This window comes from Micromonospora sp. NPDC004704 (genome assembly GCF_053601675.1).
Genome location: NZ_JBSGCD010000003.1, coordinates 276,208 through 291,241, shown reverse-complemented (window position 1 = coordinate 291,241; position 15,034 = coordinate 276,208). Strand labels below are relative to the sequence as shown.

The 15,034-nt window shown below is 72.9% G+C and carries 12 protein-coding genes and 1 pseudogene; 6 read left to right on the top strand and 7 right to left on the bottom strand.

The window, feature by feature from the left end:
* Positions 1–10: 10 nt before the first annotated feature.
* The gene (locus ACWEFB_RS05670; RefSeq protein ID WP_452282550.1) at positions 11–502 is read left to right on the top strand and encodes a redoxin domain-containing protein; all 492 of its coding nucleotides are present in this window, start codon (positions 11–13) and stop codon (positions 500–502) included.
* A 76-nt stretch (positions 503–578) separates the two neighbouring features.
* Complete coding sequence (locus tag ACWEFB_RS05665) at positions 579–1,130, top strand: DsbA family protein (protein WP_452282548.1); 552 nt, start codon at positions 579–581, stop codon at positions 1,128–1,130.
* Between the two features lie 22 nt (positions 1,131–1,152).
* Here the strand turns inward: ACWEFB_RS05665 and ACWEFB_RS05660 are convergent, their stop codons facing one another.
* Entirely contained in the window at positions 1,153–3,945 is a 2,793-nt protein-coding gene (locus tag ACWEFB_RS05660; RefSeq protein WP_452282546.1) for a LuxR C-terminal-related transcriptional regulator, read from the bottom strand.
* 197 nt (positions 3,946–4,142) lie between these two features.
* On the opposite strand from ACWEFB_RS05660, the pseudogene ACWEFB_RS05655 reads away from it, so the two are divergent.
* Positions 4,143–5,319: pseudogene (locus ACWEFB_RS05655) on the top strand (saccharopine dehydrogenase family protein).
* Positions 5,320–5,362: 43 nt separating this feature from the next.
* Here ACWEFB_RS05655 and ACWEFB_RS05650 read toward each other — a convergent pair.
* Positions 5,363–6,148 carry a S1 family peptidase gene (locus ACWEFB_RS05650; RefSeq protein ID WP_452282544.1) on the bottom strand — a complete coding sequence of 262 codons (786 nt, stop codon included), beginning with the start codon at positions 6,146–6,148 and terminating at the stop codon, positions 5,363–5,365.
* Positions 6,149–6,438: 290 nt separating this feature from the next.
* On the opposite strand from ACWEFB_RS05650, the gene ACWEFB_RS05645 reads away from it, so the two are divergent.
* Both ACWEFB_RS05645 and ACWEFB_RS05640 read left to right on the top strand, forming a co-directional pair.
* The gene (locus tag ACWEFB_RS05645; protein ID WP_452282542.1) at positions 6,439–7,263 is read left to right on the top strand and encodes a hypothetical protein; all 825 of its coding nucleotides are present in this window, start codon (positions 6,439–6,441) and stop codon (positions 7,261–7,263) included.
* A 123-nt stretch (positions 7,264–7,386) separates the two neighbouring features.
* Positions 7,387–8,514, top strand: coding sequence for a DNA polymerase III subunit beta family protein (locus ACWEFB_RS05640; RefSeq protein ID WP_452282540.1), 1,128 nt, complete (start codon positions 7,387–7,389; stop codon positions 8,512–8,514).
* Between the two features lie 49 nt (positions 8,515–8,563).
* Here ACWEFB_RS05640 and ACWEFB_RS05635 read toward each other — a convergent pair whose 3' ends face one another.
* The 3 genes from ACWEFB_RS05635 to ACWEFB_RS05625 form a co-directional block, all read right to left on the bottom strand.
* Positions 8,564–9,124 (bottom strand): hypothetical protein, encoded by a 561-nt coding sequence (locus tag ACWEFB_RS05635; RefSeq protein WP_452282538.1) that lies wholly within the window; start codon positions 9,122–9,124, stop codon positions 8,564–8,566.
* Between the two features lie 110 nt (positions 9,125–9,234).
* Positions 9,235–10,305 carry a CU044_5270 family protein gene (locus tag ACWEFB_RS05630; RefSeq protein WP_452282536.1) on the bottom strand — a complete coding sequence of 357 codons (1,071 nt, stop codon included), beginning with the start codon at positions 10,303–10,305 and terminating at the stop codon, positions 9,235–9,237.
* Complete coding sequence (locus ACWEFB_RS05625; protein WP_326556458.1) at positions 10,298–10,867, bottom strand: RNA polymerase sigma factor; 570 nt, start codon at positions 10,865–10,867, stop codon at positions 10,298–10,300. The genes ACWEFB_RS05630 and ACWEFB_RS05625 overlap by 8 nt, the downstream gene beginning before the upstream one ends.
* A 333-nt stretch (positions 10,868–11,200) precedes the next feature.
* Between ACWEFB_RS05625 and ACWEFB_RS05620 the strand changes: the two genes are divergently transcribed.
* Positions 11,201–11,749 carry a hypothetical protein gene (locus ACWEFB_RS05620; RefSeq protein ID WP_452282534.1) on the top strand — a complete coding sequence of 183 codons (549 nt, stop codon included), beginning with the start codon at positions 11,201–11,203 and terminating at the stop codon, positions 11,747–11,749.
* Between the two features lie 54 nt (positions 11,750–11,803).
* On the opposite strand, the gene ACWEFB_RS05615 is transcribed toward ACWEFB_RS05620, so the two are convergent.
* Together ACWEFB_RS05615 and ACWEFB_RS05610 are read right to left on the bottom strand one after the other, a co-directional pair.
* Complete coding sequence (locus ACWEFB_RS05615) at positions 11,804–13,270, bottom strand: ferredoxin (RefSeq protein ID WP_452282532.1); 1,467 nt, start codon at positions 13,268–13,270, stop codon at positions 11,804–11,806.
* A complete protein-coding gene (locus tag ACWEFB_RS05610) occupies positions 13,267–14,895 on the bottom strand; it encodes a hypothetical protein (RefSeq protein WP_452282530.1) in 1,629 nt (542 codons plus the stop codon). The genes ACWEFB_RS05615 and ACWEFB_RS05610 overlap by 4 nt, the downstream gene beginning before the upstream one ends.
* Positions 14,896–15,034 lie beyond the last annotated feature (139 nt).

Here is a 15,034-nt window from a genome sequence, read left to right as displayed (position 1 = left end):
GATGAGAGACATGACTGATCCCAGCGGCGCACTCCAACCGGGACAACCGGCTCCGGAGTTCACCCTGCCGGCCGGGCCCGATCGACAGGTGAGCCTGGCGGATTCCCGGGGACGGCCGACGGTGCTGGCCTTCTACCCGGCGGACTGGAGCCCGGTCTGCGGTGACCAGATGGCCCTCTACCAGGCCACCCGGCCCGCATTCGACCAGTACGGCGCGACCCTGCTGGGCATCTCGGTGGACAGCGTCTGGTGCCACAACGCCTACGCGGCGAGTGCCGGGATCGAGTTCCCCCTGCTGTCCGACTTCGAACCAAAGGGCGCGGTCGCCCGCCGGTACGGGGTCTACGGCTCGGACGGCTACGCCGAGCGGGCGCTGTTCGTACTCGACCCGCAGGCGCGGGTGAGCTGGAGTTACGTCTCGCCGATGGACGTGAATCCGGGCGCCGACGGGATCCTCGACGCGCTCGACGCCCTCACCACCCGGCAGCAGGCGCGGGCCTGACGCGGTGGTCACGCAGCTTTCCTGATCCGGCCGTGGTGACCGGGCAGGGTTACACCGAGCACGACGGGGAGGCCCGATGACAACACCGATGCAGGTCACGTCGAGCAAACTGCGGGTGCCGCTCACCGACGACGATCACGTACGCGGGCCGGCGGAGGCACCGGTGACCCTGGTCGAGTACGCCGACCTGCAGTGCCCGTACTGCGGGCAGGCGTACCACCGGCTGCACGAACTCCTCCGCCAGCGACCGGAGACGGTACGGCTGGTCTTCCGGCACTTCCCGCTCAGCAACGTGCACCCGTACGCGGAACTGGCGGCCGAGACGGTCGAGGCGGCGGGCGTACGGGACCAGTTCTGGGCCATGCACGACTGGATATTCGAGCACCAGGACCAGCTCGACCCGGTGCACCTGTCGATGGGCAGCCAGCAGCTCGGGCTGCCGGAGGACGAGGTGGCCGACGAGGTCGCCCGGCACGTCCACCTCGACCGGGTCCGGCGCGACTTCGTCGGCGGGATCCGCAGCGGGGTCAACGGCACCCCGACGTTCTTCGTCAACGGGGTCCGCTACGACGGCTCGTACGAATTGCCGGAGCTGCTCGCGGCGGTCGACCAGGCGGCGTCGACCTGACCCTCGATCCGCGTGTTTGTGGTCAGATCAGGCGCAGCTCACGGGCCCGGCGGACGGCCTCCCGCCGCCGGGTCGCGTCCAGCTTCCGGTAGATGTTGCGCACGTGCGTCTTCACCGTGTTGACCGAGACCGACAGCTCACCGGCGATCTCCACGTTGGACAGGATGCTCTGCAGGTAACGCAGGACGGTGAGTTCCCGGTCGGTCAGCGGCTCCCCCAGACCCGGCACCGCGGCGGCCAGCCGCCCGCCCCGGTCCCGCCGGTCGGTGCCGGTGGGTGTGATCGCGTCGCGCCCGCTCTGCTCCGCACCCGTGGCGATCAGTTCCCGGACCATCGGCCAGTACGCCGTACCGGAGTCGAGGTGCGCGGCGAGCAGGTCGCGGGCCGGTGGCTCGGACCGGGTGAACACCCGGCGGAACCCGTCCGGTGCGGCCAGCACCAGGACCTCCTCCAACGTACGGGCGGCCCGACGATGGTCGCCGGCCGCACGGGCGGTCAGCGCGTCGAGCAGCCCCGCCTCCAGGCGTACCGGCAGCAGCCAGGCGTCGGCGTCCGGCCCGGCCCAGTCCGGCAGCGTACGGGCCACCGCGCCCAGGTCCCCCGCGTGCAGGTACGCCCGGGACAGCGCGACGGCGAGCGCCTCCGCCGGCCCGGTGGCCTCGTCCAGGGGGGCGAGCAGCAGTTCCCGGCTGCGGCCCAGGTCGCCGTGCGCGGTGCACAGGTCGGCCTCGCCCGCGAGCAGCCAGTGCGACAACCGCTCGGCCCGGTGCTGCTCACCGAGCCGGGCCCGGCCGGCGAGCAGGAGCTGGTACGCGCCGGTCAGGTCGCCCCGGTCCCGGCCGAGTTGGGCCCGGATCCAGGCGGCGAGGGCGGCGACGGCGGGTTCGCGGCCCTGCTCGATCCGGTTACCGGCGAGGGTCAGGTTCGCCTCGGCGTCAGCCGCGTGGTCCCGGTGCAGGGCGATCAGGGCGAGGGCGAGGTAGGCGTGCCCGTGGTCGGTCGGCACGTCACCGTCGAATGCGCCGCCGACCACCAGCCGGGCGTCCCGTTCGGCAGCGGCGAGCCGTCCGCGTACCGCCCGGACCAGGGCCAGCCGGCTGGTGCAGGCGAGTTCGGTACGGGCGAGTCCGGCCCGGTGCGCGTCGGCCAGTGCCCCGCTCAGCTCGGTCTCGGCGGCGACCAGGTCCCCGGTGGCGAGTTGGACCGCACCGGCGGCGGTACGGGCGATCGCCCGCGCCCGCAGGTCCACCGGCGGGCGACCGGCACCGGCACCGGGCGGGGACGCCAGTGCGCGCAACCGGGCGGCGGCGGCGAGCACCTCCGGAACCTCGCCGCCGAGTTGCGCCCCGGCCAGCCGCAGCGCGGCGGCGATCAGCGTGAACCGGTCCCGGCGGCCCCCGTCGAGCTGGGACCCCTGCCGCTCGGCCAGCCGCAGGTAGCCGCTCGCCGCCGCCCGGTTGCCCCGGTCCAACGCGTCGACGGCGTACGCCAGGGCGAGTTCCGGCTCGGCGCGTACCGCCTCGGGCGCCGGTGGGTTCGGTGCCGGCGGGCCCGGCCGCGCCGGGGCGTACGGGACCAGCTCGGGCCAGTGCTCGGCGAGTATGCCGGTGGCCCGGTTCCACTCCCCCGCGGCGAGGGCGTGCCGGAGTGCCTCGGCCGGCAACTCCCGTGCCACCGCCCAGCCGGCCGCCCGCCGGTGCAGGTCGAGCAGTTCGTCGGCGGGACGCAGCCGCTGCTGCGCCCGGAGCAGTTCGGCGAGCATCCGGTGGTAGCGGTAGGCGGGCGGGCGGGTGCCCAGACCGATCACGAATCCGGTGTCCCGTTCCAGTTCGGCCAGGACCCGGTCCCCGTCGGTCCGCCCGGTCAGGGCGTTGACCAGGTCACCGGTGACCCGGTCGGCGACCGCCCCGCGGCGCAGCACGTCCCGCGCCTCGTCGGTCAGCCCGGCCAGCACCTCCACCGACAGGTAGTCGGCCACGGCGGAGGCGTCGCCCCCGAAGGCGTCGACGAACCGGGCCGGGTCGGGGTGGCCGGGCAGGGCGAGCGCGGCGAACCGGAGACCGGCCGGCCACCCCTCGGTCCGTACGCGTAGCTCCTCGGTCTGGTCGGCGGGGACGCTGATGCCGTGCGCGGTCAGCAGTTCGGCGGCCTCCGCGGCGGTGAACGCCAGGTCGGCCGCGCGGATCTCGGTCAGCTCACCGCTGAGCCGCCACCGGTGCAGCGCCAACGCCGGGTCGGTACGCCCACCGATGACCAGCCGGAGCCGGTCCCCGGTGTGCCGGAGCAGGAATTCGAGGCCGTCGGCCACGTCCGGGTCGTCGATCCGGTGGAAGTCGTCGAGGACCAGCGTGACCGGCTCCGGCCGGTGGCTCAGCTCGGCGGCGAGGTGGTCGAGGAAGTCCCGGTCCACCGGCTCGTCCGTACCCTCGACGGCCGGTGCCGGCGAGCCGGAACCGCCCTGCGGGTCGTCGGTGGAACGGACGGCGGCCCGCAGGTACGACCAGAGCCGGCTTCCCCCGTCGCCCGGTTCGAGGGAGAGCCAGGCCCGGTGTCCGTTGTTGTCCGGGGCCCGGTACCAGGAGCCGAGCAGGGTGGTCTTGCCCCAGCCGGCCGGGGCCGACACCAGCGTGACCGGGCCGGCGGCACCGGACTCCAGCAGCGCGAACAGCCGGGGGCGGGCGACCACCGCGCCGGGCAGCGACGCGACCGCCAGCTTGGAGGCCAGCAGCGGCGCCACGGCAACCCTGTCCTCCCCCAGCACACCGGTACGACCGCGCGGCGCGGCGGCGCCGGCTCCGATCCGGTCCTCGGGCATCCTGTTCCACCCCCGCGGACACGACAACATCCATTGGTTCGTGCACAGCCTGGACCCGGACTCCCGCCCGGGGCGCGACCCGGATACCCGGCCCGCCGGAGTTCACCCCTGACGGAGGAGACCGGTTCACCCACTGCCCCGCGAAGGTCCGCGCGGACGGCGGCGATGCCCCCGGTGTCCGGTGCGACACTGCTCGGGTGTCCACGCCCCGTCCGTACGACATCGTCCTGTTCGGCGCGACCGGGTTCACCGGTGGCCTGACGGCCCGGTACCTGGCCCGCCACGCGCCGCACACGCTCCGCTGGGCGTTGGCCGGGCGCAGCCCGCAACGGCTGGCCGAGGTGCGCGACGCCCTCGCCGCGATCGACCCGGCCTGGCGTGACCTGCCCCTGCTCCCGGCCGACGCCGCCGACCCCGGATCGCTGCACCGGCTCGCCGCGAGCACCCGTACGTTGGTCAGCACCGTCGGCCCGTACGTGCAGCACGGGGAGCCGGTGGTCGCCGCCTGCGCCGAGGCCGGGACGGACTACCTCGACATCACCGGTGAGCCGGAGTTCGTCGACCTGATGTACGTCCGCCACCACGAGCGGGCCATTCGGACCGGGGCGCGGCTGGTGCACGCCTGCGGGTTCGACTGCGTACCCGCCGACCTCGGCGTGCACCTCACCGTCGGGGAGCTGCCGGCGGACGTACCGGTCACAGTGGACGGTTACCTGCGGGCGTGGGGGGGTGCCGTCGGCCGGGACGTACCGGACGGTGTTGCTGGTGTTGGCGCGGCGCCGGAGCGCGGCGGCAGCGGCCCGCGCCCGGCGGCGGGCCCAGCCGGTGGTGCGGTCCCGCCGGGTACGGGCCGGCGCCGGGCGCCCCGGCCGATCGGTCGAGTTGGGCCGGTGGGTCCTGCCGCTGCCCTCGCTCGACCCGGTGGTGGTGGGCCGTTCCGCCACCGCCCTGGACCGGTACGGTCCCGACTTCCGGTTCCGGCACCATCTCGTGTTGCGGCTGCCGCTGCTGGTCGGCGCGGTGGTCGGGGTCGCCGGACTGGCCGTCCTGGTCCGGATCCCCCCGGTCCGGGAGTGGCTGCTGCGCCGGGCCGCCCCGGGTACGGGCCCGACGGCCGAACAGCGGGCCAGGGGGTGGTTCTCGTTCCGGTTCGTCGGTGTCGGCGGCGGGCGCCGGGTGGTCACCGAGGTCGTCGGCGGTGACCCCGGGTACGACGAGACCGCCAAGATGCTCGCCGAGTCGGCTCTCTGCCTGACCCTGGACCACCTGCCGCCCACCGCCGGACAGGTGACCCCGGCAGCGGCGATGGGTGACGCGCTGACCGCGCGTCTGCGCCGTGCCGGGATCACCTTCCGGGTGCTGTCGAGGTCCTGAGCCGGTGCCGTGCCGTGCCCGCGGTCGTGTCCGGGGTGCCGGGTCAGGCGGGGAGGCCGCCGACCTGGGTGTTGATCCAGGAGCGGATGGCGGGAAGGTCGCCGTAGATGGAGGGACCGGTGGCGCAGGTCGGGTTGTTGTTGCCGGCCCGGCTGGTCGCCCCGATCAGGTTCCACCTGCCGCCGATGCTGCGTACCTGCGGGCCGCCCGAGTCGCCGTAGCAGGCACCCGCGTTGCCGTTCGTGTTGTTGGTGCAGATCTCCAGCGTGCTGTTGATGCCGCTGCACCGGCTGTCGGCCACGATCGAGGTGTCGAGTTCGTTGGCGACCAGCGGCGCCGAACCGCAGCCGCGGGTCGGGCAGGTCTGGCCCCAACCGATGATCCGGGTCGCCGTACCGACCGCGCCGGAGGTGGTCGGGATCGGCGCCGGGGCGTGGCTGACCGAACTCGCGAGTTGTAGAAGTTTCACGTCACTGGTCGGGTGGTTGACCCCGCGCAGGACACTCACCACGGTGCCGCCACTGCTGCGGTTGACGCTTCCGACGCGTACCGAACTCGGGGTCGGGCAGTGTTTCGCGGTGACCGCCCAGTTGGCCTTGATCAGCGATCCGGTGCAGCCGGAGACGTACACCATGAACGAGTAGTTCTCGGTCGCCGGCCGACCATTGACGACCTGGACGCCGACGCCGTCCGGGGCGGACGAGGTGGCGCCGGGGGTCGCGCCGTAGTGCGGGCCGCCTGCCGCCGTGGCGACGGTTGGCGAGGTCAGGCCGGCTGCGACGAGGCCGGCGACAAACAGTACGCGGGCCAACAGGAGGGGGGCTCTCATGGTCACCTGGTCCTTGTCTTTTCGGGGGCGGAGAAGGGATCCAAGGGCACCTTATCGTTCGTTAAATCCATGTCAATGAATGTTGGTGATATCGCTTTCCACCTATCGTCGAATGATGGTCGGGCGGTAACGGAATCCACCGCCGGAAATCCGGATACGTGGGACCGTTCCCGGTTTGCCGGTAATCGGCTAACGCACCGACGAATTGCCGTGTGGCCGAAACCCGTTACCCATGTCATGCTCGGATCGTTGTACCCATACGACTACATTGGCTCCGGCGGAGGGTGCGTGTGACCCAACTCGACCTCCCCGGTCCCGCGCCGGCCCACCCCGCCCCACAGCGGACCACCGAGCAGGTGACCCGGCTGCGCCTCCTGGTCACCGTCAAGACCGCCCCCCGCCCCACCGACCGGTCCGACCGGACGGTCTACGCGGCCGGCATCAGCGCGGATCCGGACCGCCCCGGTTGGATCCGGCTCGCCCCGATCCCGATCGGCGAACTCGGCCCCGCCGCCGCCTTCGGCACGTACGACATCATCAGCGTCGACGCCCGCCCGGCCGACCCGGACTTCGGTCGGGAGAGCTGGCAGCCGGTGCCGGACACCCTGGTCCGCGAGCACCACCTCAAGCGGTGGCAGTGGCGCCAGCCGTGGCTGGACCCGTACGTCGGGGAGACCGTGTGCCGGGCACAACCGGACGGGCCCACGCTCGCCCTGGTCCGGCCCCGGCAGGTCGACGGGCTCGTCCTGGCACCGCACCCGGACTGGACCATCGAACAGCGCCGACGGCTCGACGCGTACGCCGACCGCCTCGACCCGACCGGGCGCCAGGACCGTGGCCCGCTCTGCGCACCCCGGTTCACCGGGGCGTACCGCTACCGGTGCAACGGGTACGACTGCCCCGGCCACCAGCACACGATCGTCGACTGGGAGTTCGCGGCCCTGCAACACCGGCTGGCCGGACTTTCCGACGACCGGCTCCGCAACGCCCTGACCACCGCCTTCCTACGCCGGATCTGTGGTCCGGACCGGGACCCGGCGTTCTATCTCGGCCGCTCCGGCAACCGCCCGGACGGCTACGACGTGCTCGGCGTCTACTGGCCGCCGAGGCGCTGACCTCGACAATCTCTCCCCCGCCCGACCGGACCGCGCGTCGGGCGGTCGCTGCCGCCGGCTAGGTTCGGCGGGTTGACCCTCGACCTGGTCGAGCCCCCAGGATCAGCGGACGTGGAGAGCGACATGCGCAGCATCGGGGAGATGGCCCGGGCCAGCGGCCTGACCGTCAGCGCCCTGCGGTTCTACGACGGCGCCGGCATCCTGGTGCCCGCGATGGTCGACCCGGAGACCGGCTACCGCTGGTACGCCCAGCACCAGCTCGAACCCGCCCGCCTGGTGGCCCGCCTGCGCCGGGTCAACCTGCCGCTGGCCGAGATCGGCCTGGTGCTCCGGCACTGGTCCGAGCCGGTGGTCGTACGCCGGCTGCTGGACGGGCACCTGCGCCGGCTGGAAGCCGGTCTCACCGATGCCCGCCGTGAACTCTCCCGGGTCCATGCCCTGCTCGACCACGAGGAGAACCTGATGACCGGATCCACCCACCTGACCCTCACCCGCGCCGGGCTGGCCGCCGGGCTCGACGCGGTCCGGTTCGCCGTCGGCGACGACCCCGAGCTGCCCGTACTCGGTTCGGTGCTGTTCGAGATCGAGGAGTCGGTGCTGCACCTGGTGGCCACCGACCGGTACCGGCTCGCGGTCGCCGTGGCGCCGGTGAGCGCGGTCGACGGGCCGGGCCGCCGGGTCCTCGCCCCGGTCGCCTTCGTCGACCAGGCCCGGAGCCTGCTGGCCGGGGCGCGCTCCGGCACGGACGAACCGGTGACGGTGGTGCTCGGCGGCTCCGAGGTCGGTATCCGGGCCGGCGGGCTGACCGTGCAGGGCGAACCGCTCGACTACGACTTCCCGGACTACCGGCGACTGCTCGGCGACCGGCTCGGCGGGGACCGGGGGGTCAGGGTGACCGTGGACGTACCGGCCCTGCGCGCGGCGCTCGCCGCCGCGAACACCACCACCGTGGTACGCGAGTACGACGGCGTCCCGTGCGAGGTGGCGATGCTGGCGGTGGGCGCCGACGGGTCGCTGGCGGTGCTGGATCCGGACCGGTCGCCGGCCGACCCGTCGGGCTCGGGCGCACCGGCGGGGGTGGACGGCCCGTCCGAGTCGATCGGGGTGAACCGGGAGTTCCTGCTGGAGGCGCTGGACGCGGGTGGCCGGGGGCAGCTCGTACTCGACCTGGACGGGCCGATCCGGCCGCTGCTGCTGCGGCAGCCGGACGACGAGCGTTCGTTCTCGCTCCTGATGCCGATCCGCCGCTGACCCGCGTACGGGGTCGGTGGCGGTGGCGGTTCAGGCAGACGGCGGTGGTTCAGGCGGAGAGGCCCCGGTACCGGCGCATCCGACGCCGGTGCTGCCAGAAGTAGCCGGCGGCCACGGCGAAGAACGGCACGGTGACCAGGGCACGGACGACATCCCCCGTGCTCCGGTCACCGAGCAGGAGCAACACCACCTGGAGCAGCGCCAGTACGACGTACACCCAGGGCACCCAGGTCTGGGCGGGGCTGCGCGCGATCAGGTCGCGGGCCAGCAGGTCGATCCGGGCGTCGTCGCTGTGCCCGGCCCGGATCGCCCGGTGCACCGCCCGCCGGGTCTCCGGATCGGCGCCCAGTATCAGCGGCGGGTCGGTTCTGCGCCGCTGCACCAGCCAGGCGACGCCGGTCAGGGCCGAGGTGACCAGGGCCACGCCGACCCCGATCAGGATCAGGTTGACGGGCGGTGTGTCCCCCAGGGCGACCAGGCCGCCGATGATGATCGCCAGGCCGGCCAGCGGTCCGACGAGCAGGATGATCAGTCCCATCCTGCGCCCGAGCCGATGCCGGGCGCGTTCCCTCAGTTGAAACCGTCCGACGTTGGCCTCTGTCCCCGTCATGGCACCCACCTCCCGTGACAGCCGGAGATACCCGTCTATCCCCCGTTCCAATCCAGGCGGGCGGGAGCGGGGCCGGGCCGCCGTACGCGGCCCGGCCCCGAAACCGGGGTTCAGCCGAGCTGGTCGGTGCGCCGGTGGGCCAGGTAGAGCACATAGGAGATCACCGCGGGGGCGCGTACGGCCGAACGCGGCGGGCTGATCAGGGCCACCTGCTCGTAGCTGAGCAGGGTGCCGGTGTCCGGGTCCAGCACGGCCAGGTCGCGGGTGGCACCGGCGTCGCTGTCCACGCTGACCGCGACACCCGTCCTGCCTGCCCGGTCCACCACCCTCCCCCGGTACACCAGCCCGTTCGTCTCGGTCAGCACGTTCAGTACGGCGGCGCGCAAGGCGGGACTCATCTCGTGGAATCGGTACAGGTCTGCCACCGCCCGGATCACGGCCTGTGGGCCGTTGCTGAAGGGTTCGTGCGCGGACAGTTGTCGGGTCAGCACCGCCGGGTCGGTGGCCGGGTCGTCCACGACCAGGGCCATCTCCCCGGGTCGGTAGTCGGTGCGGGCGAGGTTGGCGTCGGAGCCGGGTGGCGGCCCGTCCAGCCACTGCGCCGCGTCCGTGTTGCCCGCCTGTGGCGGCAGGGCGGTGATCTCCTCCCGGCCGGACCGGTCCGCCGCCCACCACAGCCGCTCGTCCTGGGCGATCACCGCGTTCGCCCGGTCCGGGTCGCTGCCGGTGTCCTCGATCGACCAGGTCTGGCTGTGCTGGTACGTGTAGCGCCCGGTCCCGGCCGTCTCCTCCAGCCCGGCGGTCCGTTCCGCCAGCTCCCGCAGCCACGGGGCGGCCGGATCGGCCGGACCGGGAAACTGGAGCCCGAGCGCGGCCGGCGCGACGGCCATCGCCACCACGGTCGGCTCACCACGGCCGGCAGCCCCGTCCGGCAGCGCGTTGACCAGCACCAGCGCGGTGATCCCGAGCACCACGGCGGCGGCCGGGGCGACCAGCCGGAGCCGTACGCCGGGTCGGCTGGTCGCCCGCCACCGCCCGTCGACCCGACGCTGGTCGACGAGCCGCCGCAACTCGGCCGCGCTGCGCCTCGGCGGCCCGATCTGCTTGCCGCGCATCGGGTCGTTCGCCTCGACCAGCCGGCGGACCAGCCGCTCGGTCTGTTCGTCGTGGTGCTCAGCCATCGTTGCTCTCCCCCGCGCCTCGGCGACCCGCTCCGGTGAGCATCGGGTCGGCGGTCCCCACCATCCAGCCGCGCAGCCGGCTCAGTGCCCGGGAGCGTCGCTTGCGTACGGTCGCCTGCCACAGGCCGAGCGCGTGGGCGATCTCGGCGGTGTCCAGGCCGTCCAGGTAGGCGAGTTGGAGCACCTCGCGCTCGGCCGGCTTGAGCTGCCCCCAGACCCGCCCGAGGTCCAGCCGGTCGCAGACGGTCGCGCTCTCCTCGCCCTCGGCCGCACCGGCCACCACCTCCATCACCTCCATCTCGACCAGCGCCATCGGGTGCCGCCGGCTCCACCGCCGGTGGTTGCGCAGGTGGTTGTTCGCGGTGGCGAACAGCCAGGCCCTCGGTTCGTCCGGTACGTACGACCGCCGGTCCCAAGCGGTCATGAAGGTCTGCTGTGCCAGGTCTTCCGCCTCGCCTTCGTTACCGCCCAACGCACGCGCCAGCATCCGGACCACGTCCGGCCAGAATCGCCGGTGCAGTGCGTCGTGCCACGCCTCGTCCCGGCCGCCGTTGCCGCCCACCGACTCTCCTCGAGGGATCGATGCCTCTCGCCAGCCGGCACGGACAGCACCGGCGACGATCTATGTCGTTCCTCCCACCATGAATATGTCCGTACGGACGCCGATGTGACCGTCCTGGTCAGGCGGCATCGGCACAGAATCCGACGGATCGTGCGTCGGCTATCCGACAAATGACCGATCTCGACCCGGAGAAACGGCCATGACCTGCGAGAACATGAAGATGAATCGTGACAAGTCATTCACCGTCATCTTTGCCACAATATGATGAAGGTCGGATCCGGGCTCCGACCGATCTCCCTCACCGCACGGAATCCCGTACCCGAGGAGGCTGCCATGGCAACCACCCCCCGCCAATGGAGCAGATCGGCCACCGTCATGGCCGCGATCATCGCGATCGTCGCCCTCATCGCCGCCGCACCCCCGGCCACCGCCGGACCATCGGACGGCCCCGCCTCATCCACCGCCGTACAGGCCGACATCGACAAGCACCTGGCCGCGTATCCGGGCGGCCGGCAGATCGGCCCCACCGAGATCAGCTATGCCGGTGGCAAGTTCGTGCTGACCTTCGAACCGCCGGTCGGCACCCTGGCCAGCCCCAACTGCGAAGCGGGCTGGTTCTGCTTCTACGACCGGGTCAACTACGGCTACCCGCGCGGGCGGTTGTCCGACTGCGGCTGGCAGGACCTGGCGAGCTACGGCTGGCACGACCGGACCGAGTCGGTGCACTTCAACATCTCGATCGGGTCGGTCTCGTACCTCAACCACACCACCGCCGGCCACGGCGGCGACCCGTACCTGTTCTCGGTCAGCGCGAGCGTCCGTACGGACAACGACGTGTCGCCGTACCGCAACATGGCCGATCACGTGAACCGTTACTGCTGACCCGGATTCCGGCGACGTGCGGCACCGCCACGGGGGTGGTGCCGCACGGCCGGACTACTTCGGGTCGGTCAGCCGCAACGCGAGCGCGGGACACATCCGTACCGCCTTGCGGGCACCGGCTTCGAGCCAGGTCGGCACCGGCGTGGGCGGGAACGACGGGAACCCGTTGCCGTCCAGCCGGATGAACTCCGGCACCACGTGGGCGCAGAGCCCGTGCCCGTCGCACCGGGACCAGTCCACGGTCAGCCGGCTGGACACCGTCTCCGGACTCGCGGGCAGCCCCAGCACGCCCTTCACCCGCCGGCCGCACCCGTCCCGGGTGGCGTGGGCGGCGAGATCCTCGGCGAAGACCTCCATCGCGGAGGTGGCGAACCGGGAGGTGCCGTCCGGGTGGCTGCACGCGCCGCGTCCGCGTACCGCACCCGCGGCGGCCCGGACGACGTCGGCGGCGGCGGTGCCGGCGACGATCAGGTCCACCGACCGGGCCAGGTCCGGCAGGCCGAGCCGGCACGGTCCACACTGGCCGGCGGACTCACCGGCGAGGTACTGGACCACCTGGGCGACCTCGCCGAGCGGGCAGGTGTCCTGGCCGAGTGGGATCATGATGCCGGCGCCGAGGGTGCCGTTGACCGCGGCGAACCCCTTGCGGGAGATGACCGCCTTGGCCGCCGCCTCGGCGGTGATCCACCGGCCGTGGTAACCGCCGGTCAGCACACCCGGCCCCTCGGGCACCTCGCAGAGCCGGAGGATGTCGGCGAGCGGCGTACCGGCGGGGCATTCCACCACCGCGGGCCGGGCCGCCGCGCCGGTCACCGTGAGCAGCACGGTGCCGGGCTCGTCGTCGGTCCCGACCGCGGCATACTCGTACGGTCCGAGCCGGGCGGCGATGGCGAGCTGGGCGTACGTCTCCGCGTTGGACAGCAGGGTCGGCATGCCGGCGACACCGGAGTCACTGGCCCGCTTCTTCACCCCGGGCGGGATGTGCGCCTCGCCGTTGATCCCCTTGACCAGCGCGCCGCCCTCGCCGGAGATGAACCGGTGCGGGACGGTCACGATCCCGGTCGGCACCGGCATCTGCCGTTCGGCCAGGGCGGCGGCCAGCGACGCCTCCCCGATCCCGTCGTCGGCGACCCCGATCACGATCTCGTCCGCGTCCAGGGCGTACGCGACCATCGCCGCCCCGTCCAGGATCAGGTGCGGGGCCCTGGTGAGCAGGACCTTGTCCTTCCAGCTCGCCGGTTCACCCTCGGTGGCGTTGACCACCACCACCGGGGCCAGGGACTGCTTGCGGGCCGAGTCGAGTACGGCCCGGACCTTGCGGGCGAACGGGAAACCCGCGCCGCCCTTCCCCTTGAGCTGCATCTCCTCGGCGAGCTTGATCAGCCCGTCGACCGACAACCACTCCAGTTCACCGTGTACGTCCTCGTGGGCGAGCAGGTCCAACCGGCCGTACTCGCTGAAGCCGGCGGTCAGTCGGGGCGGGCCGAAGGTGGCGACCGGGGGCACGGTGGCCCTACTCACTTGGCCTCACCCCGCAGTTCCCGCCAGTACGCCTCGTCCACGCTGTCCCCGGCGCCGCGCTTGCGTTTGCCCGAGCGGCCCGAGCCGTCTCCGCCGGCCTTTCGCAGCGCCCGCCGCAGGTCCAGGTTGACCAGGGTCGGGGTGTCGTCCGTCACCGGTGCCGGATCGCCCGTTCCCCGGCGCGGCCGGTAGTCCAGGTCGGCGTCCTCGTCGTCCGCCCCTCGCCGGGGCCGGTAGTCGAGATCGGCGTCGTCCTCCGCCTGCCGGCGCGGGCGGTAGTCCGCCTCGGCGTCGGCGTCGGCACCCCGGCGCGGCCGGTAGTCCAGGTCCGACTCGTCCTCTGCCTGCCTGCGCGGGCGGTAGTCCAACTCAACCTCCGGCTCCGCCCCCCGGCGCGGCCGGTAGTCGCGGTCGGCGGTGTAGTCCCGGTCAACGTCACGCTCGGCGGTGTAGTCGCGGTCGGTGGTGTAGTCGTCGCGCTCGGCGTCGCGGGACCGGCGACCGGTGTCCCGTTCGGGTCGGCCGCTGTCGACGTAGTCCCGCTCGTAGTCACGCTGGATGTCCCGTTCCGACCGGCGGCGGCTGGTCGGGGCGGAGTCGGTTTCCGTACGCGCGGACCAGCGCCGCCCGTACCGGGGGCCGTCGGCGGCAGGTTCGGCTCCGACGGTGCCGGGCTGCGGGACCTCCGGTACGACAAAACGGCTCGACCGGCGGCCGGGAGTGCCCTCGGCGGCGGTACGGTCGGGACGCGCCCGGCGCCCCACCCGCTCCTCGGCCCGGCCCACCCGCAGGTTGCCGGCGCTCTCCGGTTCGGCCCAGCTCACCCGTACGTCGCTGCGCGAGGTCGAACCCGCGAGGTTGGTACGCGACTCGGCACCGTCGCGTACGGCCCTGCCGATCGGTTTGATCGAGCCGGTGGTCATGCCCTGGTCCTTGCGCTTGCGGCCGAGGCTGACCGAGAGCCGGACCAGCAGCGCGACGATCACCAGGAAAACGCAGAGCAGGTAGCTCAGGGTCACCCAGGCGGCGGGCTGGCGGCCGGCGTTCAGGCCGTGGGTCAGCGCGATCGGCCAGGAGGCGTACGCGGTGCTGTGCAACGCCCGCCACATCCACGGCTTGCCCCGGTTGACGAAGCGGGCCCGGATCAGGCCGGTCCAGAGCGTCGAGACCATCAGGTACGCGGCGATCGTGCCGAGCCCGACGTAGAGCCCGCGCTGCGAGACGAACGGAATGATCGCGTCGACCGGTGCGGCCCGCCCACCCGAGACCTTGGTGAGAATGTGCAGGCCGAGGGTGGTGACCGCGATGACGCCGGTGGTCCGGTGCGCGGACTGGAGCAGCACCCGGTGCCGGACCAGCAGCACGATCCGGTCGGTGGCCAGCAGGCCGGCCATCACGGTCAGGCTGAGCGAGACCAGGGCGACCACACCGGCGTAGAACTCGAGGTAGACGTAGCTGTAGACGTAGAGGACCTGGCCCGCGGCGGTGAGCATGGCCAGGGCCCAGGCGCCGGCCAGTACGGAGGCGCCGAGCACCGCGATCGCACCCTTCGACCGCGGCGGTCCGCCCCGGCTGGTGACGGTCCTGGGGCCGGCGGGTCGCTGGATCTGCTGTATCCGAGCCATACGCTCCTCGATCTCCCACCCAAGCTCTTCCGTCACGTCATACGTAGGAACGGGTCGAGCGGATGAGTGGCTGACGCGATTTCTTCTCACGATCGGCGGGCGGATGCCGGGGCCCGAGCGAGCCATCGGCCACCGAACG